Source organism: Nocardia sp. NPDC056564 (genome assembly GCF_042793755.1).
Classification (GTDB): Bacteria; Actinomycetota; Actinomycetes; order Mycobacteriales; family Mycobacteriaceae; genus Nocardia.
Map to the genome: position 1 here is coordinate 110,130 of NZ_JBHTUR010000007.1, position 21,548 is coordinate 131,677.

Consider the following 21,548-nt stretch of genomic DNA (forward strand, 5'->3'; position numbering starts at 1 on the left):
GTGCTCCATGCTCTCCTGGCCGCTCTACTTGCCGACGCTCACGGTGCGGCAATGCTTCAGCTTCTTTCCCGCGGGCACGGCCTTCTGGGCATTGTTCTTGGCGTCGTTCACCGCGCCGTCCTTCGTCTTGCCGGTGCCGCTGAACGTGAACGGACCCGTGGCGTCGGTCCGGTCCAGGTTCTCGAAGTAGCAGGACACGGTCGCCTTGTAGGTGGCGGCGAACTCGAACTGCCATTCCGGCTGCGCCGCGTTGATCGGCTGGGCGACCGTCGCCGGCGCCGCCGCCCCCGCGAGCCCCGCCTCGACCGTCGCCGCACCCGCGACGCAGGCCGTGATCAGGGCGATCGAAGCAATGAATCGGCGGCTGGTCGTGTTGGTCTGCATGTTTCCCCCACTGATCGTTGTGTTCCTTCACTGTTCTTCGACGCGCCTGTGGCACAACGGGTTCCATCCGATTCGGTGACCTGGATCACCCGAATCGACCGCGATTCGGCGGGTTCGCCCTCGGTCCGGCGACTTCGGTGCGTAGGTTGGCGAGGTATGCGACGAATGACGCGTGGGGTCTTGCCCGTTGCCGTGCTCGCCGCGGCCAGTGTGCTGGGAAGCGGGTGTGGGACAGGCGATTCGGGGGCCGAACGGGAAGTCACTGTCGTCGGTAGTGGTCAGGTGCGTGGGGCGCCGGACATCGTGAACGCCGATATCGGCATCGAGGTGACCGCCGAGGATGTGTCGGCGGCGATCACCCGCGCCAACGACAAGGCGAAGGCGATGACCGACGCCATCGTCGGGGCGGGCGCGATCCGGGAGGACATCCGGACCACCGATGTCTCGATCCAGCCCAAGTACGCGGGCGGCCCGGACGGCGGCAATACCGTCGTCGGCTACCGTGCCGACAACTCGGTCCGGGTCGTCGTGCGGGATCTGAGCAAGGCCTCCGGCGTGCTGGACAGCGCGATCCGGGCCGGCGGCAACGAAACCCGGCTGCGCTCGGTGTCTTTCGCGATCGACGACAACTCGCAGCTGCTCGCCGACGCCAGGGCGCGCGCGTTCGCCGATGCCAAGGCCAGGGCGGAGCAGTACGCGGTGCTCGCCGGGGTGCGGCTGACGAAGGTCATCACCATCACCGAGGCGAACGGCCACGACGAGGCCAGCGCCAAGCAGTCCGGTCGGGATGCGGCCGCCCAGTCGGTCCCACTGGAGCCGGGCACCCAGACGGTGACCTTCACCGTGAAGGTCACCTGGGGCCTGGGCTAGACCGTGATCGCGAACTTCGGCAGCGTCACGACCTGCGCCGCGTAGGACAGCCCCGCACCGAACGCGATGAGCAGCGCGGTATCGCCCGGCTTCGACTCACCCTTGCGCAGCAGCGATTCCATCGCCAGCGGGATCGACGCGGCCGAGGTGTTGCCGGTCTCCTCGATGTCGTTGGCCAGCGCGCAGTTCTCCGGGAGCTTCAGCACCCGCGCCATGATCTCGATGATCCGGCCGTTGGCCTGGTGCGGAATCATCGCGTTCAGGTCCTCGGTGGACAGTCCGGCCCGGTCGATGGCGTCGCGGCACACCTTCTCCAACGAGTGTGCGGCCCAGCGGAATACCGCCGTGCCCTCCATCGCCAGGTAGGGGCGGACCGCGTCGGTGCCCTTCTCCTCGATCTCGCGGAAGAACTCGACCCAGTCCTTGTCCTGCCGGATCGCGTGATGCTGGGTGCCGTCCGAACCCCACACCGTTGGCCCGATGCCGGGCTCGTCGGACGGGCCGACGACCACCGCGCCCGCGCCGTCGGCGAACAGGAAGGCGGTGGAGCGGTCGGCCGGGTTGATCGTGTCGGTCAGCTTCTCCACGCCGATCACCAGCACGTGGCCCGCGGTGCCGCCGCGAACCAGGTCCGAGGCCAGCGCGAGCGCGTGACAGAAGCCCGCGCATCCGGCGGAGACGTCGAAGGCGGCCGAGCCGTTCATGCCGAGTTCGGTGGCGATCCGCGGGGCGGCGGCGGGGGTGAGCAGCAGGTGTGTCGACGTCGCGACGATCACGCAGTCGACCTGGTCGACCGCGATTCCCGCCGATTCCAGCGCCCCCTTGGCGGCCGCGACGCTCATGCTCTGGACGGTCTCCGACTCGTCGGCGAAGCGCCGGGTCTTGATCCCCGACCTGGTCTGGATCCACTCGTCGCTCGAGTTGATCGGACCCGCCACCTCGTCGTTGGTGACGATCCGGGCTGGGCGGTATACGCCGAGTCCGAGGATCGCCGTGTGCTCTGCCCCGGTGGTCTGGGCGATTCGAGCAGCCATGTGCGTCTCCTATGTACCTGCGGCACCGCCGCCGGGTTGTCCCCGAAGCTTCGAAATGGATCCCTCATCAGCCGCCACCTACGGAGCCGTAGACATGAGGCACCCTCATATTAGCCGGAGAATCGGCGTTTCGCCGTGCGTATTCTCACAAACCCCGGGTATCCGCGGATTAGCATGCTGAATGCTCAGTCCAGCGTGCCCCAACTATGTGTCTGCTTTCTTACCGTTCGACGGACAGCAGGCGCGGATTGCGAGGACACCATGCTCGGTCTCGGGATTATCGGATGGATCATCATCGGCGGTCTTGCCGGGTGGATCGCCAGCAAGATCATGAAGACGGACGCCCAGCAGGGCATCCTGCTCAACATCGTCGTCGGCGTGGTCGGCGGCCTGCTCGGCGGCTTCCTGCTGAAGCTGCTCGGCGTCGACGTCGAAGGCGGCGGCCTCTGGTTCAGCTTCTTCACCTGCATCGCCGGTGCCGTGATTCTGCTGTTCCTGGTCGGTCTGGTGACGGGACGCCGGGTCCGAAGCTGACGACGCCCTGCCACAGGCTCCTTTCCCGTAAGGTGTGAACGCTTGCGCCGGTCCGCTCGTCGACGGCGCGATCCGACTGCATCTAGCACGAAAGAGGAGCCTGTGGCCCGCCGTCCCACGCCGCCCGGCACGCCTGACCGCACCGGAGTCGGCCACGTCGCCGATCTGGTTCGCAACGCGATCCCACCGCTGCACCCCGCCGGGCTTCCGTTCGTCGCCGCACCCCTGGCGGTCGCCGTCCTCGGCGGCAAGCGCAAGTGGGTCCGCCGGACGGGCCTGCTGGCCGCCGCCGCGTGCGCGACCTTCTTCCGGCACCCCAACCGGGTGCCGCCGACCCGGCCCGGCGCCGTGGTCGCCCCCGCCGACGGCGAGGTCGCCCTCGTCGACACCGCCGCGCCGCCCGCGGAATTGGGCCTCGGCGACCAGCCGCTGCCCCGGGTGAGCATCTTCCTGTCCGTGCTGGACGTGCACGTGCAGCGCACGCCGGTCTCCGGCATCGTGCGCTCGGTTCAGCACCAGCCCGGCCAGTTCCGGTCCGCGGATCTGCCCGAGGCCAGCTCGGTGAACGAGCGCAACACCATGGTGCTGGACACCCCGGCCGGCGATCAGCTGATCGTGGTGCAGATCGCGGGCCTGCTCGCCCGCCGCATCGTGTGCGACGCCCAGGTCGGTGACGTGCTGACCATCGGTGACACCTACGGCCTGATCCGCTTCGGCTCCCGGGTGGACACCTACTTCCCGGCGGGCACCGAATTACTCGTCGAACCGGGACAGCGCACCATCGGCGGTGAGACCGTCCTGGCGGTACTCGGGTCCACCCAATCCGTCGTTTCATGATGGAGGCGGCTGCTCCGACCCAGGGACGGCGGCGCCGCTCTATTCGGCTGCTGCCGAGCGTGGTGACCATCCTCGCGCTGTGCTCCGGACTGTCCGCGGTGAAGTTCGGCCTGGACAACCGGCTCGATCTCGCGCTGGCGATGGTCGGCGCCGCGGCCGTGCTGGACACCCTCGACGGCCGGCTGGCCCGAATGCTGGACGCCACCACCAAGATCGGCGCGGAGCTCGACTCGCTCTCCGACGCCATCTCGTTCGGCGTCGCGCCCGCCCTCGTGCTCTACGTGACGCTGCTGCACTCCGAGACCGCGGGCTGGATTATCGCCTTGCTGTTCGCGGTGAGCATCGTGCTGCGGCTGGCCAGGTTCAACACCCTGCTGGACGACGACACCCGGCCGGAATGGTCGCGCGAGTACTTCGTCGGGGTGCCCGCGCCCGCGGCGGCGCTCATCGCGATGGCGCCGGTCGCGTTGTTCGTGCTGTTCGGCGACGGCTGGTGGGTCGGCTTCTACGCGGTCGCCGCGTGGACCGTGCTGGCGGCCGCGCTGGCGGTCAGCACCGTGCCGACGCTGGCCATGAAGTCGGTGTCGGTGGCGCCGCAGGCGGCGGCCGGGCTGCTGGTGCTGGTCGCGCTGGCCGCGGCGCTGCTGGTCACCTATCCGACCGTGCTGCTGCTGATCCTGATCGCGCTGTACCTGGTGCACATCCCGTTCGCCTGGCATTCCCAGCGCTGGGTCGCCGCGCGCCCGGAGACCTGGACGCACAAGCCGGCCGAGCGGCGCGCGCAACGCCGGGCCCAGCGGCGGCCGGTGATCCGCCGCCCGGCCATCCGCGGCTCCACCGCGCGGCTGCGTTTGCGCAGGCCAGGCGGTAAACGACGGGATACCGACGACCTGTCCCGCTGAATCTTGTTTCCTGCTGGGATTTCTTAAGGTCTTGGAAAGCCGGGCCGACAATGCTCTCGGAGCATGGGCACTCTGGCGGCAGTGGGTGGCTTCGACTTCGGTGAGTGGGGGATCGGTGGCTTCGGCGCCACCCGGTTCGGCCTGAAGCGATTGCTCGGTATCGCGGATTCCGCGCGGGGTGAGCACGGTCGGCTGTCCGACCGTGCGAGCGGTACGGTCATATCCGGCGGGCGGGCGCGGAAGAAGGTAGCGGTGGAGCCGGACGGGTTGGGCGTATTCGTGACGCATCGTCCCCGGCTGTTCGCCCTCGCCTACCGGATGCTCGGCGCGGCCGGGGAGGCCGAAGACGCCGTGCAGGAGACCTATCTGCGCTGGGCCGCCGCCGACCGCAGCCGGATCCGTTCCGCCGAGGCCTGGCTGACCACCGTGCTGGTGAATCTGTGCCGCACCTGGCTGGTTTCGGCGCGGGCGCGCCGGGAGACCTACACCGGGCCGTGGCTGCCGGAGCCGGTGTCCACCGAACGCGGCGAGCTCGGTCCGCTGGAGACCGCCGAGGAACGCGAGCTGGTCTCGTTCGCGCTGCTGACCACGCTGGAACGGTTGTCGCCGGTCGAGCGGGCGGTGTTCGTGCTGCGCGAGGCGTTCGGCTACGCGCACCGCGAGATCGCCGACATGCTCACCATCAGCGAGGCCAACTCGCAGCAGATCTACCGGCGGGCCGGGGTGCGGGTCCGCGAGGGCCGGGCGCGCTTCGACATTCCGAGCGAGTACGCGGGCGAACTGATCAAGCGGTTCCTGAAGGCGGCGCGCACCGGGGACCTCGAGTCGCTGGAGCAGCTGCTCACCGCCGACGTGGTCTCGATCGCGGACGGCGGCGGGCAGCTCAACGCGGCCCGGCGGCCGGTGGTCGGGCCGAAGAAGGTGGCCAGGTACCTGTCCGGGCTGTTCCGCTGGGAGGTGCCCGGCATGGAGATCCTGATCGAGCAGGTCAACGGCGCGCCCGCCGCGGTGGCCAGGGTGAACGGCCTGCCGGTGGCGGTGGTCGCGGTGGAGCTGGTCGAGGGCGCGATCGCGACGCTGCGCTTGGTCGTGAACCCGGAGAAGCTGGCCTACTTCGCCAGGTCGACCGCGCCTTCCGCGTAGGTCGCCGCGACCGTGACGTGGTTCACGGCCGATAGTTGTCAGGGACGGCTGGGCTGTCCGGTCTGAAGGGTGTCGACCGAAAAGGAGTCACCTCATGACCGGACAGCATCGGATCGTCGTTCTCGGCGCCGGATACGCGGGCTTGGCGGCAGCGGGTCGCCTCGCGCGCAAGGCGCGCGGGGCCGAGATCACCGTCGTGGACGCGCGCGACCGCTTCGTAGAACGGGTACGGCTGCATCAACAGGCGGCCGGACAACAGATTTCGGCGTGGAATCTGCGGGAACTGTTGGAAAGCAAGAAGATCCGCTTTGTCCGTGCGCGCGCGACCGAGATCGATACCGCGGGTAAGCGGGTATTGCTCGACACCGCAACGGCTCTCGACTACGACACCCTCGTGTACGCGCTGGGCAGCATGGCTGATCCGACCGGCGTGCCGGGCGTGACGGAGCACGCCTACTCGGTGTCGACCCCCGACGACGCGGATCGTTTCCGGGTACCCGGCGGTGCGATCGCCGTGGTCGGCGCCGGCGCGACCGGGATCGAGCTGGCCGCGGAACTGGCTGAATCGCAACCTGATTCGCGGGTGCTGCTGCTCAGTCCGGACGAGCCGGGCGCGTGGCTTTCGGCGCGGGCACAGGCGCATATCCGGCATGTGCTCGAGCAGCTCGGGGTCGAGATCCGCGCGGGCGCCAAGGTGATCGAGGTGCGCGCCGACGGTGTGCGGCTGGCGGACGGGTCGCTGGTCGAGGCCGCCGCGACGGTGTGGACCGCGGGCTTCGCCGTGCCGGATCTCGCTGCGCGAGCGGGTCTTTCGGTCGACGGCACGGGACGGGTGCGGACCGACCCGGCGCTGCGGTCGGTCTCGCACCCGGACGTCTACGCCGCGGGTGACAGCGCCGTGATCGCCGGCCCCGGCGGCCGGGATCTGCGGATGGCCTGCGCGACCGCGCTGCCCACCGGCAAGTTCGCGGCCGATGCCGTCGCCGCCCGCCTGCGCGGCGGTGAACCGGGTGAGCTGCGGTTCCGCTACGCCCTGCAGTGCCTGAGTCTCGGCCGCCGCGATGGCCTGATTCAGGTTCTGCGCGCGGATGATTCGCCGGGCCGCATCGTGTTGACCGGCCGGACCGCGGCCTGGGTGAAGGAGCTGATCGTGCGCGGCGCGGGATTCGCCGCTCGCCCCTGATATTGGCGTCAACTCAGGGTTGACGATGGGTGATCGTCAACCTATCGTTGACGCATGACGATTCCCTACCGCCTCGACGATCTGATCGACGGCATCAAGAAGGCCCGCCCCGACAACGTGCTCGACCAGCTGTCCGACGCAGTGGTCACCGGAAATCACCTCGGCGAACTGGCCGATCACCTGATCGGCCACTTCGTCGACCAAGCCCGCCGGGCCGGTGCCTCGTGGACCGACATCGGCGCCAGCATGGGCGTCACCAAGCAGGCCGCGCAGAAGCGGTTCGTGCCGAAGGGTCCCGGCGACGTGGCGCAGGCCGCGCTGATGGATCCCAACGCGGGCTTCGCCCGGTTCACCGACCGGGCGCGCTCGGTCATCGTGGCCGCGCAGGAATCCGCGCGCACCACGAACCACCAGGAGATCAAGACCCCGCACCTGGTGCTCGGCCTGCTCGCCGAACCCAACGGCATCGGCGCGAAAGAGATCCTGACCAGCGGCATCACCCTGGACGCCGTGCGCGCCGCCGCGACCGCCGCGCTGCCGGCGGGCGAAGGCGATGTGCCCCCGCTCATCCCGTTCGATCCGGAGGCCAAGAAGGTTCTCGAATTGACCTTCCGCGAGGCACTTCGCCTGGGCCACAACTACATCGGCACCGAGCACATCCTGCTCGCGCTGCTCGAGCAGGAGAACGGCAACGGCCTGCTCACCGGCCTCGGGATGGACAAGGCGAAGACCGAGGCGCACATCGTCGAACTGCTCGCCGCGTTCGTCGCCGACAAGCCGTGAGGCGCGGATGGACGTCGAAGTGAGCGGAGGCGCGATGCAGATCGGTGCGGCCGTCCTCGCGGTGTCCATCGTGGCCGGGGTCGCCGGGTCGGCGACCGCGCGCGGACGGATTCGCCGTGCGCGCAACGGAGTTCGAGCGGTCAACGCCGCACGGGTGCGCAGGCGGCGGCTGCTTCGCTCACGCGGCACCGCGTCCCGGCGGCAGGTCGGGCAGCGCTCGCTCGATCTGCCGCTGGCCGCCTGAGCTAGGCGCGTCCGCGCAAGCCGCCGCCCCAACGCGGCCACTGCGCTTGCGGTTTCGGCTCGGAGACCAGCGGCGCGCGTTCGATATCGGTGACGTACAGCGGCAGTTGCGGCGCCAGTTCTGCCAATAACGCCAGCGTCTTTCCGCCCTGCGCCGCCCGGTATTCGAGCATGGTCAGCCCGACCAGTTGCAGGAATCGCATACTCCCGTGCGGAGTTTCGATGGTGCCGAGTTCCGGGTCGGCGATGAAGCCGACGGCCTGGATGGTGCAGTTCGGCCGGTCGGCCGCGATCGGCCCGTTCGACTTGATCGTGTGCCCCGGCTCGAACCACTTGCCGGACTGGAAGACATAGCGGGCGAGATTCTGCAGAAAGTTCGTGGGCCACACCGGCGGCTCGGTCTCGGTGGGCTCGCGGACCAGCCGAAAGGTGAACTCGAAGCCCCAGCCGGACTCGTCGGGGTTGTCCCACTCCTTCTCGTACAGCTCGGTCATGCCGTAACTGATGTAGTGCCAGTGCGGTACCGGTTCGGTGCGTGAGTACGCGCTGATCCCGTCGAGCGGGTCGGGTCCGCCGAGCGACCAGCGGTGATCGGTGGCCCAATGGAAAGGTTCGAGATCGCCGTACAACGGCCGCAGCGCGTCGTCGATGGCGGTCCAGCCGGGTGCTTCACTCACCCGATCACCATAAGCGGAACCTCCGCGTTCGCTCCGGCCGTGCGCGGTCCGCGCCCGGCCGATGCCCCGTGTGGCGCCAGCCGAATCGTCTTGGCGGACAGCCTGGTCAGTCCTGCGGCACGTTGCGGGCGAGTTCGTCCAGCCAGGCCGCGGCCGACGCGTCGCTCGGCGCGCGCCAGTCGCCGCGCGGCGAGAGCGAGCCGCCGGAACCGACCTTCGGCGCGTTGGGCAGCGTCGAGCGTTTGAATTGGCTGGTCTGGACGAATCGGCGCAGGAACTCCGCCAGCCAGTGCTTGATCGCGGCGAGGTCGTAGGCGTTGCGCTGGTCGGCGGGAATGAGTTCCGGCCAGTGCCCTCGGCTCGGGTCCGACCACGCGTGCCTGGCCAGATAGGCGATGCGACTGGGGAGATAGCCGAAACGCAGCAGATAGTAGAGGTGGAAATCCTGGAGTTCGTACGGTCCGACGGTGGCCTCGGAACTCTGGCCCGGCGCGGACGAATCCGCATCGGGCACCAGCTCGGGCGAGATCTCGGTGCGCAGGATCGACGCGAGCACCTCGCCCGCCGCCGGCCCGAACTGCGCGGTCTCCACCGACCAGGCGATCAGGTACTTGATCAGCGTCTTCGGCACCGACGCGTTCACGCTGTAGTGCGCCATGTGATCACCGACGCCGAAAGTGCACCAGCCCAGGGCGAGTTCGCTGAGGTCACCGGTGCCGATGACGAGCGCGCTGTGCTGGTTGGCCAGCCGGAACAGATGCGAGGTGCGCTCACCCGCCTGCACGTTCTCGTAGGTGATGTCGTACTGCGGCGCGCCGTCGGCGGCCGGATGGCCGAGGTCGCGCAGCATCTGGGTGGCCGACGGGCGGATGTCGATCTCCCGCGCGGTCACCCCGAGCGCGTCCATCAGCCGGTGCGCGTCGGTGCGGGTCCTGGTGCTGGTCGCGAACCCGGGCATGGTGTACGCCAGCACGTTCGCGCGCGGCAGCCCGAGCCGGTCCATCGTCTCCGCGGCGACGATCAGCGCCAGCGTGGAGTCGAGGCCGCCGGAAACGCCGATGACCACCCGCTCGATCCCGGTGGCCCGCAGCCGCGTCGTCAGCCCCTCCACCTGGATGTGGCGCACCTCGGCGCACCGCTCGTTGCGCGCCGCGGAATCGGCGGGAACGTATGGGAAGCGCTCGATTTCGCGCCGAAGCTCGACCGCGCCCGGCGGAATCGGCAACTCCACCTCGATCCGGCGCAGCCGGGTCAGCCGATCCCGGTGGTCGTGCACATTGTCAGCAAAGCTGGTGGTGCGCAGCCGATCCGCGGCCAGCCGGCGCAGATCGAGGTCGGCGGTGACCAGCTGCGGGTGGTCGGCGAAGCGTTCCCCCTCGGCGAGCAGGTCGCCGTTCTCGCAGACCAGAGCCTGCCCGTCCCAGGCCAGGTCGGTCGTCGATTCCCCGTGTCCCGCAGCCGAATACAGATAGGCGGCCAGATAGCGCGCCGAATGCGACGTGCACAACGCCCGGCGATAGTCCGCCTTGCCGATGACGATATTGCTCGCCGACAGGTTGACCAGCACCGTTGCCCCGGCCAGCGCCGCATAGCCGCTGGGCGGCAACGGCACCCAGCCGTCCTCGCAGATCTCCAGATGGAACACGAATCCGTCGAGATTGCTCGCCGTGAACAGCAGATCGGCGCCGAACGGCGCCCGCTGCCCGGCGATCGTGACGTGCGTTTCCAGGTTCTCCCTGGCCGCCGCGAACTGGCGCTTCTCGTAGAACTCCCGATAGTTCGGCAGATAGCTCTTCGGCACCGCCCCGAGCACCACGCCGCGGCAGACCGCGACGGCGCAGTTGAACAGCCGTCCCTGGGTCCGCACCGGCGCGCCCACCACCAGCACCGTATCGATGTCGGCGCTCGCCGCGACCACCTGCGCCAGCGCCGCCTGTACCGCGTCGTCCAGCGCGTCCTGGTGGAACAGGTCGTCGGCGGTATAGCAGGAAAGTCCCAGCTCGGGGAACACGGTCAGGACGACCGAGTCGGCCGCCGCCTGCCGGGCCAGCAGCAGCGTCTGCTCGACGTTGTAGGCCGGGTCGGCGACCCGCACCCGGGGCACGGCCACCGCGACCCGCGCGAAGTCGTGCCGGTAGAGCGAGCCGAAGGGCAGTTCATCCACTGCCGTCCCCCTTCGCCGAGGCTGCGGAGTTGATCATGATTTCCCCTCCGCAACCTACCCTCGATGGTTGCCCGCTAAGCTATAGCAATGGCGGATGAAACGGATTCCGACCTAATCGCGGGGGAACGACGCGCCGATCTGCTGCGTGCGCTTTCTTATGTGTCCACGGAGTCACAACCGGACGGCAGCTACGTCGTCAACGGCGACCTTCCCCCCGAGGTGGCGCCCCCATTCATTCGGGCGATCATGCGGGTCGAAGCGGAGTTGTTGTTGCACGATGCCGAGCTGGTGACGGTGGAGGGCGGCGAGCCCCGCTCCCCGGAGGAACGCCGGACCGACGCGTTCGTCGCGTTGGTCCTGCGGGTAGACGATCGGGCCTGATTCCTGACCTTGCACTCGGCACCCCCGAGTGCTAGAAATGGCATTGGCACTCTCTACCTGTGAGTGCCAGGTCGGGACGGTGAGACCGGGTTCCATCGACACCCTCGGTCGTCCGTCGCGGGCACCGAACCTGGCCAGCGTAATGGGGCGATCCAACCTGTGGTCGTCCTGTGTGTCAGCCATACACATGGAGGATCTCAACAACGCCATGGCCAAGACAATTGCGTACGACGAAGAGGCCCGTCGCGGTCTCGAGCGGGGCCTCAATGCCCTTGCTGATGCGGTCAAGGTAACGCTGGGGCCGAAGGGTCGCAACGTTGTCCTGGAGAAGAAGTGGGGCGCCCCCACGATCACCAACGATGGTGTTTCCATCGCCAAGGAGATCGAGCTGGAGGACCCGTACGAGAAGATCGGCGCCGAGCTGGTCAAGGAAGTCGCCAAGAAGACCGACGACGTCGCGGGCGACGGCACCACCACCGCCACCGTGCTCGCCCAGGCGCTCGTGCGCGAGGGCCTGCGTAACGTCGCGGCCGGCGCGAACCCCCTCGGCCTGAAGCGCGGCATCGAGAAGGCCGTCGAGGCCGTCACCGCCAAGCTGCTCGACACCGCCAAGGAGATCGACACCAAGGAGCAGATCGCTGCTACCGCTGGTATCTCCGCCGGCGACTCGTCCATCGGTGAGCTCATCGCCGAGGCCATGGACAAGGTCGGCAAGGAAGGCGTCATCACCGTCGAGGAGAGCAACACCTTCGGGCTCCAGCTGGAGCTGACCGAGGGCATGCGCTTCGACAAGGGCTACATCTCGGGTTACTTCGTCACCGACCCGGAGCGTCAGGAAGCGGTCCTCGAGGACCCGTACATCCTGCTGGTCGGCTCGAAGATCTCGACCGTCAAGGACCTGCTGCCGCTGCTGGAGAAGGTCATCCAGGCCGGCAAGCCGCTGCTGATCATCGCCGAGGATGTCGAGGGCGAAGCCCTGTCGACCCTGGTGGTCAACAAGATCCGCGGCACCTTCAAGTCTGTCGCCGTCAAGGCGCCGGGCTTCGGTGACCGCCGCAAGGCTCAGCTCGCCGACATCGCCATCCTCACCGGTGGCGAGGTCATCAGCGAAGAGGTCGGCCTCTCCCTGGAGACCGCCGGTGTCGAGCTGCTCGGCCAGGCGCGCAAGGTCGTCATCACCAAGGACGAGACCACCATCGTCGAGGGCGCGGGCGACGCGGAGGCCATCAAGGGCCGCGTGCAGCAGATCCGTGCCGAGATCGAGAACTCCGACTCGGACTACGACCGGGAGAAGCTGCAGGAGCGTCTGGCCAAGCTGGCCGGCGGCGTCGCGGTGATCAAGGCCGGCGCTGCGACCGAGGTCGAGCTCAAGGAGCGCAAGCACCGCATCGAAGATGCCGTGCGTAACGCGAAGGCCGCCGTCGAAGAGGGCATCGTCGCCGGTGGTGGCGTTGCGCTGCTGCAGTCGGCGCCCGCGCTGGACGACCTGAAGCTCGAGGGTGACGAGGCGACCGGTGCCAACATCGTGCGCGTCGCGCTGTCGGCTCCGCTGAAGCAGATCGCCTTCAACGCCGGCCTCGAGCCGGGCGTGGTCGCCGAGAAGGTGTCCAACCTGCCCGCAGGCCACGGCCTCAACGCCGATTCCGGCGTGTACGAGGACCTGCTCGCGGCCGGTGTCGCCGACCCGGTGAAGGTCACCCGCTCCGCGCTGCAGAACGCGGCGTCCATCGCGGCGCTGTTCCTCACCACCGAGGCCGTCGTCGCCGACAAGCCGGAGAAGTCCGCCGCACCTGCCGGCGACCCGACCGGTGGCATGGGCGGCATGGACTTCTGAGTCCAGCCACCCGGCAACACTGCTAGAAACCGAAAGCCGGTCCACCCTCGGGTGGACCGGCTTTCGGCTGTCTGCGGAGTCCCTTCCGCGTGCTTCGGATCCGACTGTACAGGTTAGGCTAACCTATCTACAAGTCCGGTTCAGGAATAACGTTCAGATGCCCTCGACGGCGACGATGGTGAAGGGCTTCGGCGTGCCCGGTCCCATCGGCCCGCCCTTGTCGAATTGTGAAGCGACGACCAGGTTCTGGTTGTTGCTGTGCACCGAAGTGGTTGGCAGGCCCAGAGATTCGTCGGAAATGCGCTGATCCATGGTCGCGCCGGCGCCGTCCTCGCCGATGCTCCAGCGAGCGATGGCGTTGTCGGTGTTCTGCACCACCCACAGGGTGTTGTCCCGCAGTTCCAGTCCGTCGCCGTGAATCAGGTTGCCGCCGTTCAGCTTCACCTTGCGGATCGGGTCGGCGGCGTTCGGGGCGATGGCGATGCGGAACAGCTCGCCCGCGTTCATGTCGACGACCAGCAGGTAGCGACCGGCGGCATCGGCCACGATGCCGTTCAGGGTGAAGGCGTCGGCCGCGTGCGGGGCGACCGCCGCGGTCAGGTCGAAAGCCGTTGACAGCTCGGCCCGTCCGCCGTGCGCCGCGGTCTCGGCCACCTGCGCGGCGGTGACGCGGTAGACGACAGCGCGGCTGGAGTCGGTCAGGTAGGCCGTGCCGTCCGGCGTGATGGCGATGTCGTTGACGAACCGCGGCGCCGGGCCGGGCACCTCGAACCGGGCGATCAACGCGCGAGTCGCGATGTCGTACACCGCGACTCCGGCGGTCGAGTCGGTCACCCACAGCCGGCCCGCCGGATCGACCCGCAGGCCGTTGGCGGTCTTGCGGCCGTCGGCGCCGGCCGGCAGGAAGACCTCGGCCTGTTTGGTTCCTGGCGTCGCCCGGTAGACGGCTCCGGTGGCGTACGAGCCGACGTAGGTGTCACCGGTTCGCGGATCCGCGGCGATGCCCTCGGGGTAGACGCCCTCGCCCGGCAGCTCGTACGCCGTGCTGACGCGCACGGACCGGGTGGCCGGGGCGGGTTGTGCGGTGGTCTCGGTGGTGCCGCAGGCCGCGGCTGCGGTGCAGGTCAGCGCGATGGCGATGGTCGCCGTACGGCGACGCGGTGCGTGGAACACGGTTCGTGCCTCTCATCAGGTCTATCGCTTAGACGTATTAACATCTAAGAATGGATACGAAGATAGATTAGAGTTCTAACATCAGTCAATAGTCTTACGTTCGATCGGGCAGATACCATGCGGTAATGACGTCCCTGCACTCCTCCGAGCGCGTCGGCTCGTACGTGAAGCGCGCCGAGCAGGCGCTGCAAACGGCGAAACATGCCGCGCTGAAGCCGGCGGGCGTCACCGTTCCGCAGTACGCCGCCCTGCTGTTCCTCGACGAGAACCCGGGCATCTCGGCCGCCGCGCTGGCTCGCCTGTGCGGCGTGACGCCACCGACGATGAACGCACTGCTGACCAACCTGCAGGAGCGCGGCCTCATCGAGCGCACCCCGCACGCCTGGCACAAGAACATCCTCGAAACCCGCCTCACCGAGGCGGGCACCGCCGTGATGCGGGACGCCGACGCCCGCGCGGTCCGGGTGGAGCAGGCGGTGGCGGAGGGATTCACCGATACGGAACGCGCCACGCTCGAGCGTCTGCTCACCCGCTGCGCGGAGCTCTACGACGCCGTCCGTCCCGAAACCCCCACGGCGCCAAAGAAGTAGGCAAGCGGCGGTCTGTGTCCTTTATTCGGCGACCTATTCGCCGACGGCGCCGCGGTCCGCGAACTCCGTTGGCGGACAGGACGAATCAGACGTAACCGGTGGTCCAGTTCGGTTGAAGATTATTCTATGAATTCCCGTCAAAATCGCGGACCGGCAGTACTGTCGGTCGGTATCGTCTGTTTCGGCAAACTGTCAGTGACAATGGATTCGTCCCGCCTGAACCGTAACTCGCGACGGTTTGTGTCCCTATCGTTCGACCATATGAACCTGCGGTCCGTGCGACGCTGATGACGCCCGGTGAGTGGTTGCCGAACTGGCTACAACCCTGCCAACTTTCGGCAAACGCCTGGTCAGTTGCGGGTTGATACCAACGGCCCGATCCATGTCAGGGGCTTCTCGGGCTTCTGTATTGTCTGGCCCAATGTCACAGGATGCGAATACGGGTCGAATGTATGCCGGGCAACCCGTCGAGGACCGGCAACGTCAGCGGCGTGCGCGTTTTCTGGAATCGGGCCTGACGGTCTTCGCGCGCGACGGTTACGCCAATAGTTCGGTCGGCGCCATCTGTAAGGACGCCGGACTCTCCTCACGACAGTTCTACGAGGAGTTCACCGGCCGCGAGTCCCTACTACTAGAGCTCTACGAGCAGATCGATCGCGAGTCGCGCGAGGCGGTCGCCAAGGCGATGGAGAGCAAGGCCGAGGCGGGCGTGCTCGAGATCATCGACGCGTCCGTGCGCGCCTATGTCGAATCCATCGGATCGGATCCGCGCAAGGCGCGGGTCGCCCTGGTCGAGGTGGTCGGTGCGGGCCCGAAGGTGGAGAAGTTCCGGCTCGAGCTGCGCCGGATCTGGGGTTCGCTGCTCACCGGGGTCGCGGAGGACGCGGCCATGCAGGGCGAGATCCCGACCGGCGACTACGAGATGCGCGTGCTCGCGGTGATCGGCGCGGTGAACTACGTGGTGGACTCCTGGAGCGGATCGGATCCGCGCCCGCCGCTCGACGAGGTGATTCGGGTGCTGAGCAGGGTGATCATGGGAGCGGTCGGGGCGTAACCACCGAGCGGCCGGGGCACGGTTCGCGGGCGAACGGTAGCGTGCCCGGGATGGAGACGGTTCCGATCCAAATGCCGGACGGCAGCATGGTTCCGGTGCGGCTGATCCCGGCCGGTGGGGCACATAAGCACCCGGTCACCCCGGACGCGCCGCGTCCGGTGGTGGTGATGGTGCCTGGGCTCGGCGTACCCGCCGGGTACTACGAGCTGTTCGCCGGAAGATTGGCGGCGCGCGGGTTCGATGTGGCGATCGGTGAGCTGCGCGGCAACGGCGACAGCACGCCGAAACCCAGCGCCGCCAGCACCTTCGGCTACCACGAGCTGGTCTCGGTCGACTTCCCGGCGATCTTCGAGGTGGTGCGCGACCGCTTCCCGGCCAGCACGCCGTATCTGCTCGGGCACAGCATGGGCGGGCAGTTCTCGGTCATGTACGCCGCGCGGATCCGCGGCCGGCTCGGCGGGCTGATCCTGGTCGCCTCCGGAACGCCGTATTACCGTGGCTACCCGGGACTTTCGAGTCCGGGCATCCTGGTCGGCACGGCGGCCGCGTCGCTGACCGCCAGCCTGGCCGGCTTCTGGCCGGGCGACCGGATCCCGGCGGGTGGCTTCGGCCGCCAGTCCAAGGTGCTGATCGCGGACTGGGCGCGGCTGGCCCGCACCGGCCGGTTCCAGCCGGTCGGCGCCGACATCGACTACGAGGAGCGGATCTCCCGGCTCAAGCTGCCCGTCCTGTCCATTACCATGACCGCCGACGACCTGACCCCGCCCGGCTCGGCGGAGCACCTGCTGGAGAAGCTGCCGAAGGCCGATATCACCACCTGGCATCAGCCGGAACCGTTGGGGCACAACGGCTGGATCCGCGAGCCCGGCACCACCCTCGACCGGATCGAGAAGTGGCTGCGCGACCGTTAGCCGGGCCGGCCGAGGTCGAGGTGGCGGCTGAAGCCGTCCAGCATCGCGTCCAGCCCGATGTCGAAATGATCTGTGTCGGTAGGCTGTTCGGGCTGCTCGGTGCGCTGCGCCGCCACCGCGGCGATGGCGTGGCTGAGGATGTGCCCGATCGCGTACTCCCGTAGACAGCGGGTCAGCTGGGTCGCGACCGTCGCCGAAAAGCCCGCGCCCTGAAGGTGTTCCACCATCCAGCTGCCGGTCTCGACGGCCAGTTCGCTGCGCACCTGGCGAGTCGCGAAGACCGGCACCGCATTCGGGTGCTTGCGCAACGTGGACCGTAGCCGGTACGCGTAGGCGCGCATCAGGTCGCGCCAAGGTTCTTGCCACGGTAGGGATTCCATGTCCAGTTCGGCGAACATCGCGGCGGCGATACCGTCGAACAGGTCCTGCTGATCGGTGAAGTGCCGGTAGGCGGCCATCGGGTCGGCGCCGAGCGCACCCCCGAGTTTGCGCATGGAAAATCCGTCGACACCGGTCCGATCGATGAGGCTCAGCGCGACCGCGGCGATATAGTCGCGGTTCAAGGTGGTGCGCGTCGTCGGCGCCGGACTCGCCCGCCGGGGGCGTCGGGCGCGGGTCACCTCGACGGCGTTGCCGGAATCCACGACGGCTCTCCTCCCGGGTCCAGGTCTACGACGTAGACGATATCTACACCGTAGGCCCGGAACCTCGCAACCAGCGGTTATCCGCGCCGTTCGACCAACATCTGGGTGAAGAACTCATAGATCAGGCCCGCCTGGAACGCGGACTGCTTGTTGTCCGCGGCGCCGCCGTGGCCGCCCTCGATGTTCTCGTGGTACCAGAACTCGTGGCCCTGCTCCTCCAGCAGCGCGGCCATCTTGCGGGCATGGCCGGGATGCACGCGGTCGTCGCGGGTGGAGGTGGTGAGCAGGATCGGCGGGTAGGCGACGTCGGCCTTCGCGTTCTGATACGGCGAGTACTTGCTGATGTACTCCCACTCCTGCGGCTTGTCCGGGTCCCCGTACTCGGCGATCCACGAGGCGCCGGCCAGCAGCAGGTGGTAGCGCTTCATGTCCAGCAGCGGCACCTGGCAGACGATGGCGCCGAACAGTTCCGGGTAGCGGGTCAGCATCACTCCCATGAGCAGGCCGCCGTTGCTGCCGCCCACCGCACCGAGCTGATCGGCGGTGGTGATGCCGCGCGCGACAAGGTCTTTCGCGATCGCGGCGAAGTCCTCGTAGACCTTGTGCCGGTTCGCCTTCTGCACCGCGGTGTGCCACTGCGGGCCGTATTCGCCGCCGCCGCGGATGTTGGTCATCACCCAGGTGCCGCCGCGTTCCAACCAGCCCATCCCGGACGCGCCGCTGTAGGCGGGCGTGCGCGAGACCTCGAAGCCGCCGTAGCCGGACATCACCGTCGGGCCGGGCGTGCCCTTGCGGTCGCGATGCCGAATCACGAAGTACGGCACCTGCGTTCCGTCGTCGGAGGTCGCGAAGAACTGCTCGGTCTCGATGCCGTCGGCGTCGAAGAAGCCGGGCTCCTGCTTGAGCTGCCGGGTCTCGCCGCCGACCGAGCTGGCCAGCAGCGTGGCCGGCGTGGTGAATCCGCTTGTGGTGAGCATGAATTCGTCGCCGCCCTCGAGCGGGTCGAGGTTCATCACGCTGGTGGTGGCCATCGGCGGGGTGTCGGCCAGCGATTCGCGGCGCCAGCCGTCCGCGCCGGGCGTCACCACGTAGAGCTTGGTCTGCACGTCCTCCAGCGTGATCAGCAGCAGGTGGTTCTCGGTCCAGCCGTAGCCGTGCAGCGAGGTGTGCGCGTCCGGGGTGAAGATCACCTCGAATTCCCGTGCGCCGGCGAGGAATTTCTCGAAGTCGATGGCCAGCAGCGCGCCCGCCGGGTAGGCGTTGCCGCCGACCTCCCACGGCGACTTCAGCCGGATCAGCAGCCAATTCTTGTACCAGGACTCGCTGGCGTCGGTGGGCACGTCCACATGCCGCAGAGTGCCGTCGGCTTCGAGCAGATAGACCTCTTCGTTGAAGAAGTCGGTGGCCCGGCCGATGTAGTGGCGCTCGTAGCCGGGGGTCCGGTCGTAGCCCGCCGAGACCGCGACGTCGCCGGTCTCGCCCTCGAAGACGGTGACCGCGTCGGCCAACGCGGTGCCGCGCTGCCAGCGCTTGGCGATGCGCGGGTACCCCGAGTCGGTCAGCGAGCCGTGGCCGAAGTCCGTGCCGACGTACACCGCATCGATGTCGATCCAGTGCAGGTCGGACTTCGCCTCGGGCAGGAAGAACCCGCCGTCCGCCGGATCGATGAATTCCCTTGTCGTCAGGTCGAACTCGCGCACCACCTTGGCGTCCGCGCCGCCGCGGGACAGGCTGATCAGCGCGCGCGACTGGTCCGGGCGCAGCACCGCGGCGCCGCCCCACACCCAGTTCTCGTCCTCCGCGGCGCCCAGCGCGTCCAGATCGATCAGCACGTCCCAGTCGGGGGACTCCTTGGCGTACTCGGCGAACGTAGTGCGCCGCCACAGCCCGCGCGGGTGTTCGGCATCACGCCAGAAGTTGTAGAGCCAGCTGCCGCGCCGGCCGGGGTAGGCGATCTTGGTGTCGGTGTCGAGCATGTCCAGAATGCGCTGTTCGAGCTCGCGGAACCGGTCGGAGGTGGCGAATCGCTCGACCACCACGCTGTTATGCGCGCGGGCCCAGTCGAGCGCCCGCTCGTCGGTCACTTCTTCGAGCCAGAGATAAGGGTCGGTCACATTCAGCTCAACGCCACTCATGCCCTCATTGTTGCCGACCAGCGCAAATCGGGGCGTGGGGGTTACCAGTGGTGTGCGACGTCGACCACCACGCGCGATCCGTGGCCCGGTCCGTCGAGGGTGAACACGCGCATCGGCAGCCGGCCGCGCACGCCGAGGCCGACCGTGGTCTGCCCCTCGAACGATCCGGCCCAGGCGACCTGGCGGAAGGTCCGGTATCCGGCGACGTCGACCAGTTCGTTCCGGTTCCCCGGCCGGTAGGTGGCCTGGCCGGCGTCGTCGTATGCGGGCGCGGAGACCACGACCCGCAAGAACGCGCCCCCGCGCAGCGGAACCGGTGCACCCGACGCGTCCATCGTGACCGCGTCGACGTACCCGACGCGATACCCGGCCGCCGGACCGGCGATATCGAAGACCAGCCGATCGAAACATTCGTGCTCGCCGGAGCGGATGCCGGTGATCGGCGCAATGGTCCCTGGCCGGCTCGTCTGCTCGAGCGAACCCCACACCAACCCGCAGTAGGAGGGCGTCGCGGCGGCGGGCCCGGGAACGATCCAGAGGGCGGCCACTGCGATGACGGTGGCCAGGAGAACAAGTACGCGACGCATGTCGCACCGCCTTCAGGCAGTAAGGATGGAGCACTTGGTGAATCGGGCGAATGGGACATGTCGTTACGGCGGAGCGGATCTCGGCTCAGTAGGATCGCGGGTTCGAGCCCGATCGGACCAGGAGGTTTTCTTGCCGTTTCTGTGGGAGCAGCACTGCTGTCTGCCGTTGGTGCCGTCGGCGCGGATCGCGGACCTCGCGCGTTATCCACTCGGGTCCTATCTCTCGGTGAATGCCGGGTATTCGCCGCATTCGACCGAGGATTCGCTGAAGCTGATCCGGCAGTATCGCGCGGACGCGCTCGCCGACGGGCGATTTCGCCTGGTGCACAGCCATTCCGAGATCGGCGATCCGGAAACCATCGCGCTGGCCTTCGATCTGGAGGACTCGGGTCCGCTCGGCGGCGATCTGGACAACGTGGAGTTGTTCTACGAGTTGGGCGTTCGTTCGATGCTGCCGACCTACAACAGCGCGAACCTGGCGGGTTGCGGCTGCCTCGACGCGAACGACACCGGGCTCACCGCCTTCGGCCGGGACCTGGTGCGCAGGCTCAACGAGGTCGGCATGTTCGCGGACGGATCGCACTGTTCCCGGCGCACCGGGCTCGACCTGGCCACGCACACGCAGGTCCCGATGATCTACAGCCACTCGAATTTCGCCGCGCTGTGGGAGCACCCGCGCAACATCACCGACGAGCAGGCGAAGGCCTGTGCCGCCACCGGCGGTGTGGTCGGACTGAACGGAGTGGGTATCTTCCTGGGCCACAACGGCATCGATGACGCCGCCGCGCGGATCGAGGCGATGGCGGATCACGTCGAATACGGCGCGGAGCTGCTCGGCATCGAGCACATCGGGATCGGCTCGGACTACTCGTTCGATGCCGACGATTTCAACGACATGCTCGCCGACCACCCGGAGTTGTTCCCCGAGTCGTACACCAAATGGGGACCGCTGCAATGGGTGCCGCCGGAGGACCTGCTCGGGACGAGCGGGGTGCCCGGTCTCGACGCGGTGCTGGCGCGGCGCGGATTCAGCGCCGAGGAGCGCGCGGCGGTGTTCGGCGGTAACTTCTCCCGCGTCGCGCGGCAGGTCTGGCGCGACTAGCCGAGGTGCTCGGCGGCCACCCGCTTGGGCACGCACATCCGCCACGCCTCGACGACCAGCTCGGTCAGCTCTGCCTCATCGATGGCCGCCAGCCGCACCCGGACCCAGTTGTACCGCTCGTCCGCCGGCCGCGGCATCATGAACTTGTCCGGCTCGGCCTCGACCAGCGCCACCCGCTCGGCCTTGGGAAACGCGAAACCCATCCGGGTCTCGTCCGCGGACAGCGCCAGATAGACGATCCGGCCGATCCGGTATTTCACCCGGTCCCGGACCAGCGCCTCGGTCGTTCGCGGCAGGCTCATCGCGATCCGCCGCACGTCATCAGCAGTCACCACCCGCCCAGTATCGCGCCGGGGTACGACACCCGGCCCAGGCCCGCCGAA

23 protein-coding genes are annotated in these 21,548 nt (G+C 68.3%); 14 read left to right on the plus strand and 9 right to left on the minus strand.

What is annotated here, in order from left to right; translation table 11 throughout:
- Positions 1-24: 24 nt before the first annotated feature.
- Positions 25-384 carry a hypothetical protein gene (locus ACFQ9K_RS19495; RefSeq protein WP_378718571.1) on the minus strand — a complete coding sequence of 120 codons (360 nt, stop codon included), beginning with the start codon at positions 382-384 and terminating at the stop codon, positions 25-27.
- Positions 385-540: 156 nt separating this feature from the next.
- On the opposite strand from ACFQ9K_RS19495, the gene ACFQ9K_RS19500 reads away from it, so the two are divergent.
- Complete coding sequence (locus ACFQ9K_RS19500) at positions 541-1,254, plus strand: SIMPL domain-containing protein (protein WP_378718572.1); 714 nt, start codon at positions 541-543, stop codon at positions 1,252-1,254.
- Here ACFQ9K_RS19500 and ACFQ9K_RS19505 read toward each other — a convergent pair.
- On the minus strand, positions 1,251-2,288 hold the full coding sequence (locus ACFQ9K_RS19505; RefSeq protein ID WP_378718574.1) for a beta-ketoacyl-ACP synthase III: 1,038 nt from the start codon (positions 2,286-2,288) through the stop codon (positions 1,251-1,253). The genes ACFQ9K_RS19500 and ACFQ9K_RS19505 overlap by 4 nt on opposite strands.
- 261 nt (positions 2,289-2,549) lie before the next feature.
- Here ACFQ9K_RS19505 and ACFQ9K_RS19510 point away from each other — a divergent pair, with 261 nt between their 5' ends.
- From ACFQ9K_RS19510 to ACFQ9K_RS19540, 7 genes are all read left to right on the plus strand, one after another.
- A complete protein-coding gene (locus ACFQ9K_RS19510) occupies positions 2,550-2,822 on the plus strand; it encodes a GlsB/YeaQ/YmgE family stress response membrane protein (RefSeq protein WP_357385871.1) in 273 nt (90 codons plus the stop codon).
- Between the two features lie 102 nt (positions 2,823-2,924).
- The gene (locus ACFQ9K_RS19515) at positions 2,925-3,659 is read left to right on the plus strand and encodes a phosphatidylserine decarboxylase (protein ID WP_378718576.1); all 735 of its coding nucleotides are present in this window, start codon (positions 2,925-2,927) and stop codon (positions 3,657-3,659) included.
- Entirely contained in the window at positions 3,659-4,561 is a 903-nt protein-coding gene (locus ACFQ9K_RS19520; protein ID WP_378718594.1) for a CDP-alcohol phosphatidyltransferase family protein, read from the plus strand. The genes ACFQ9K_RS19515 and ACFQ9K_RS19520 overlap by 1 nt, the downstream gene beginning before the upstream one ends.
- A gap of 63 nt (positions 4,562-4,624) precedes the next feature.
- Entirely contained in the window at positions 4,625-5,704 is a 1,080-nt protein-coding gene (locus ACFQ9K_RS19525; RefSeq protein WP_378718579.1) for an RNA polymerase sigma-70 factor, read from the plus strand.
- 94 nt (positions 5,705-5,798) lie between these two features.
- A complete protein-coding gene (locus ACFQ9K_RS19530; protein WP_378718581.1) occupies positions 5,799-6,887 on the plus strand; it encodes an NAD(P)/FAD-dependent oxidoreductase in 1,089 nt (362 codons plus the stop codon).
- Positions 6,888-6,941: 54 nt separating this feature from the next.
- A complete protein-coding gene (locus ACFQ9K_RS19535; RefSeq protein ID WP_378718583.1) occupies positions 6,942-7,670 on the plus strand; it encodes a Clp protease N-terminal domain-containing protein in 729 nt (242 codons plus the stop codon).
- Between the two features lie 7 nt (positions 7,671-7,677).
- Positions 7,678-7,914, plus strand: a complete 237-nt coding sequence (locus tag ACFQ9K_RS19540) for a hypothetical protein (RefSeq protein ID WP_378718586.1) — start codon at positions 7,678-7,680, stop codon at positions 7,912-7,914.
- Between the two features lies 1 nt (position 7,915).
- On the opposite strand, the gene ACFQ9K_RS19545 is transcribed toward ACFQ9K_RS19540, so the two are convergent.
- Both ACFQ9K_RS19545 and ACFQ9K_RS19550 read right to left on the minus strand, forming a co-directional pair.
- Positions 7,916-8,590: a suppressor of fused domain protein gene (locus ACFQ9K_RS19545; protein WP_378718588.1), complete on the minus strand. Its 675-nt coding sequence runs from the start codon at positions 8,588-8,590 to the stop codon at positions 7,916-7,918.
- A 106-nt stretch (positions 8,591-8,696) separates the two neighbouring features.
- Entirely contained in the window at positions 8,697-10,754 is a 2,058-nt protein-coding gene (locus ACFQ9K_RS19550) for an NAD(+) synthase (RefSeq protein WP_378718590.1), read from the minus strand.
- 87 nt (positions 10,755-10,841) lie between these two features.
- On the opposite strand from ACFQ9K_RS19550, the gene ACFQ9K_RS19555 reads away from it, so the two are divergent.
- Together ACFQ9K_RS19555 and groL are read left to right on the plus strand one after the other, a co-directional pair.
- Positions 10,842-11,135, plus strand: a complete 294-nt coding sequence (locus ACFQ9K_RS19555; protein WP_107659693.1) for a hypothetical protein — start codon at positions 10,842-10,844, stop codon at positions 11,133-11,135.
- A 208-nt stretch (positions 11,136-11,343) separates the two neighbouring features.
- On the plus strand, positions 11,344-12,969 hold the full coding sequence (gene groL / locus ACFQ9K_RS19560) for a chaperonin GroEL (protein ID WP_150399964.1): 1,626 nt from the start codon (positions 11,344-11,346) through the stop codon (positions 12,967-12,969).
- Between the two features lie 153 nt (positions 12,970-13,122).
- On the opposite strand, the gene ACFQ9K_RS19565 is transcribed toward groL, so the two are convergent.
- Positions 13,123-14,142, minus strand: coding sequence for an SMP-30/gluconolactonase/LRE family protein (locus ACFQ9K_RS19565; RefSeq protein WP_378725646.1), 1,020 nt, complete (start codon positions 14,140-14,142; stop codon positions 13,123-13,125).
- Between the two features lie 125 nt (positions 14,143-14,267).
- Here ACFQ9K_RS19565 and ACFQ9K_RS19570 point away from each other — a divergent pair, with 125 nt between their 5' ends.
- The 3 genes from ACFQ9K_RS19570 to ACFQ9K_RS19580 all read left to right on the plus strand — a co-directional run bounded on the left by ACFQ9K_RS19570 (position 14,268) and on the right by ACFQ9K_RS19580 (position 16,697).
- Positions 14,268-14,732 (plus strand): MarR family winged helix-turn-helix transcriptional regulator, encoded by a 465-nt coding sequence (locus ACFQ9K_RS19570; RefSeq protein ID WP_378725648.1) that lies wholly within the window; start codon positions 14,268-14,270, stop codon positions 14,730-14,732.
- Positions 14,733-15,153: 421 nt separating this feature from the next.
- Positions 15,154-15,786 (plus strand): TetR/AcrR family transcriptional regulator, encoded by a 633-nt coding sequence (locus ACFQ9K_RS19575; RefSeq protein WP_378725650.1) that lies wholly within the window; start codon positions 15,154-15,156, stop codon positions 15,784-15,786.
- Positions 15,787-15,836: 50 nt separating this feature from the next.
- Complete coding sequence (locus ACFQ9K_RS19580; protein WP_378725652.1) at positions 15,837-16,697, plus strand: alpha/beta fold hydrolase; 861 nt, start codon at positions 15,837-15,839, stop codon at positions 16,695-16,697.
- Here the strand turns inward: ACFQ9K_RS19580 and ACFQ9K_RS19585 are convergent.
- The 3 genes from ACFQ9K_RS19585 to ACFQ9K_RS19595 all read right to left on the minus strand — a co-directional run bounded on the left by ACFQ9K_RS19585 (position 16,694) and on the right by ACFQ9K_RS19595 (position 20,063).
- Positions 16,694-17,341 carry a TetR/AcrR family transcriptional regulator C-terminal domain-containing protein gene (locus ACFQ9K_RS19585; RefSeq protein WP_378725654.1) on the minus strand — a complete coding sequence of 216 codons (648 nt, stop codon included), beginning with the start codon at positions 17,339-17,341 and terminating at the stop codon, positions 16,694-16,696. The two genes, ACFQ9K_RS19580 and ACFQ9K_RS19585, sit on opposite strands and share 4 nt — an antisense overlap.
- Before the next feature lie 77 nt (positions 17,342-17,418).
- On the minus strand, positions 17,419-19,476 hold the full coding sequence (locus ACFQ9K_RS19590) for a prolyl oligopeptidase family protein (RefSeq protein ID WP_378725656.1): 2,058 nt from the start codon (positions 19,474-19,476) through the stop codon (positions 17,419-17,421).
- A 41-nt stretch (positions 19,477-19,517) separates the two neighbouring features.
- Positions 19,518-20,063 (minus strand): hypothetical protein, encoded by a 546-nt coding sequence (locus tag ACFQ9K_RS19595; protein ID WP_378725658.1) that lies wholly within the window; start codon positions 20,061-20,063, stop codon positions 19,518-19,520.
- Between the two features lie 130 nt (positions 20,064-20,193).
- Here ACFQ9K_RS19595 and ACFQ9K_RS19600 point away from each other — a divergent pair, with 130 nt between their 5' ends.
- A complete protein-coding gene (locus ACFQ9K_RS19600) occupies positions 20,194-21,165 on the plus strand; it encodes a dipeptidase (RefSeq protein WP_378725660.1) in 972 nt (323 codons plus the stop codon).
- On the opposite strand, the gene ACFQ9K_RS19605 is transcribed toward ACFQ9K_RS19600, so the two are convergent.
- Positions 21,162-21,500: an MmcQ/YjbR family DNA-binding protein gene (locus ACFQ9K_RS19605; RefSeq protein WP_378725662.1), complete on the minus strand. Its 339-nt coding sequence runs from the start codon at positions 21,498-21,500 to the stop codon at positions 21,162-21,164. The two genes, ACFQ9K_RS19600 and ACFQ9K_RS19605, sit on opposite strands and share 4 nt — an antisense overlap.
- Positions 21,501-21,548 lie beyond the last annotated feature (48 nt).

Coding starts and splice junctions, on each gene's coding strand:
- ACFQ9K_RS19495 (WP_378718571.1), bottom strand. CDS start 384: ATGCAGACCAACACGACCAGCCGCCGATTCATTGCTTCGATCGCCCTG.
- ACFQ9K_RS19500 (WP_378718572.1), top strand. CDS start 541: ATGCGACGAATGACGCGTGGGGTCTTGCCCGTTGCCGTGCTCGCCGCG.
- ACFQ9K_RS19505 (WP_378718574.1), bottom strand. CDS start 2,288: ATGGCTGCTCGAATCGCCCAGACCACCGGGGCAGAGCACACGGCGATC.
- ACFQ9K_RS19510 (WP_357385871.1), top strand. CDS start 2,550: ATGCTCGGTCTCGGGATTATCGGATGGATCATCATCGGCGGTCTTGCC.
- ACFQ9K_RS19520 (WP_378718594.1), top strand. CDS start 3,659: ATGGAGGCGGCTGCTCCGACCCAGGGACGGCGGCGCCGCTCTATTCGG.
- ACFQ9K_RS19525 (WP_378718579.1), top strand. CDS start 4,625: ATGGGCACTCTGGCGGCAGTGGGTGGCTTCGACTTCGGTGAGTGGGGG.
- ACFQ9K_RS19530 (WP_378718581.1), top strand. CDS start 5,799: ATGACCGGACAGCATCGGATCGTCGTTCTCGGCGCCGGATACGCGGGC.
- ACFQ9K_RS19535 (WP_378718583.1), top strand. CDS start 6,942: ATGACGATTCCCTACCGCCTCGACGATCTGATCGACGGCATCAAGAAG.
- ACFQ9K_RS19540 (WP_378718586.1), top strand. CDS start 7,678: ATGGACGTCGAAGTGAGCGGAGGCGCGATGCAGATCGGTGCGGCCGTC.
- ACFQ9K_RS19555 (WP_107659693.1), top strand. CDS start 10,842: ATGGCGGATGAAACGGATTCCGACCTAATCGCGGGGGAACGACGCGCC.
- groL (WP_150399964.1), top strand. CDS start 11,344: ATGGCCAAGACAATTGCGTACGACGAAGAGGCCCGTCGCGGTCTCGAG.
- ACFQ9K_RS19570 (WP_378725648.1), top strand. CDS start 14,268: ATGACGTCCCTGCACTCCTCCGAGCGCGTCGGCTCGTACGTGAAGCGC.
- ACFQ9K_RS19575 (WP_378725650.1), top strand. CDS start 15,154: ATGTCACAGGATGCGAATACGGGTCGAATGTATGCCGGGCAACCCGTC.
- ACFQ9K_RS19580 (WP_378725652.1), top strand. CDS start 15,837: ATGGAGACGGTTCCGATCCAAATGCCGGACGGCAGCATGGTTCCGGTG.
- ACFQ9K_RS19590 (WP_378725656.1), bottom strand. CDS start 19,476: ATGAGTGGCGTTGAGCTGAATGTGACCGACCCTTATCTCTGGCTCGAA.
- ACFQ9K_RS19595 (WP_378725658.1), bottom strand. CDS start 20,063: ATGCGTCGCGTACTTGTTCTCCTGGCCACCGTCATCGCAGTGGCCGCC.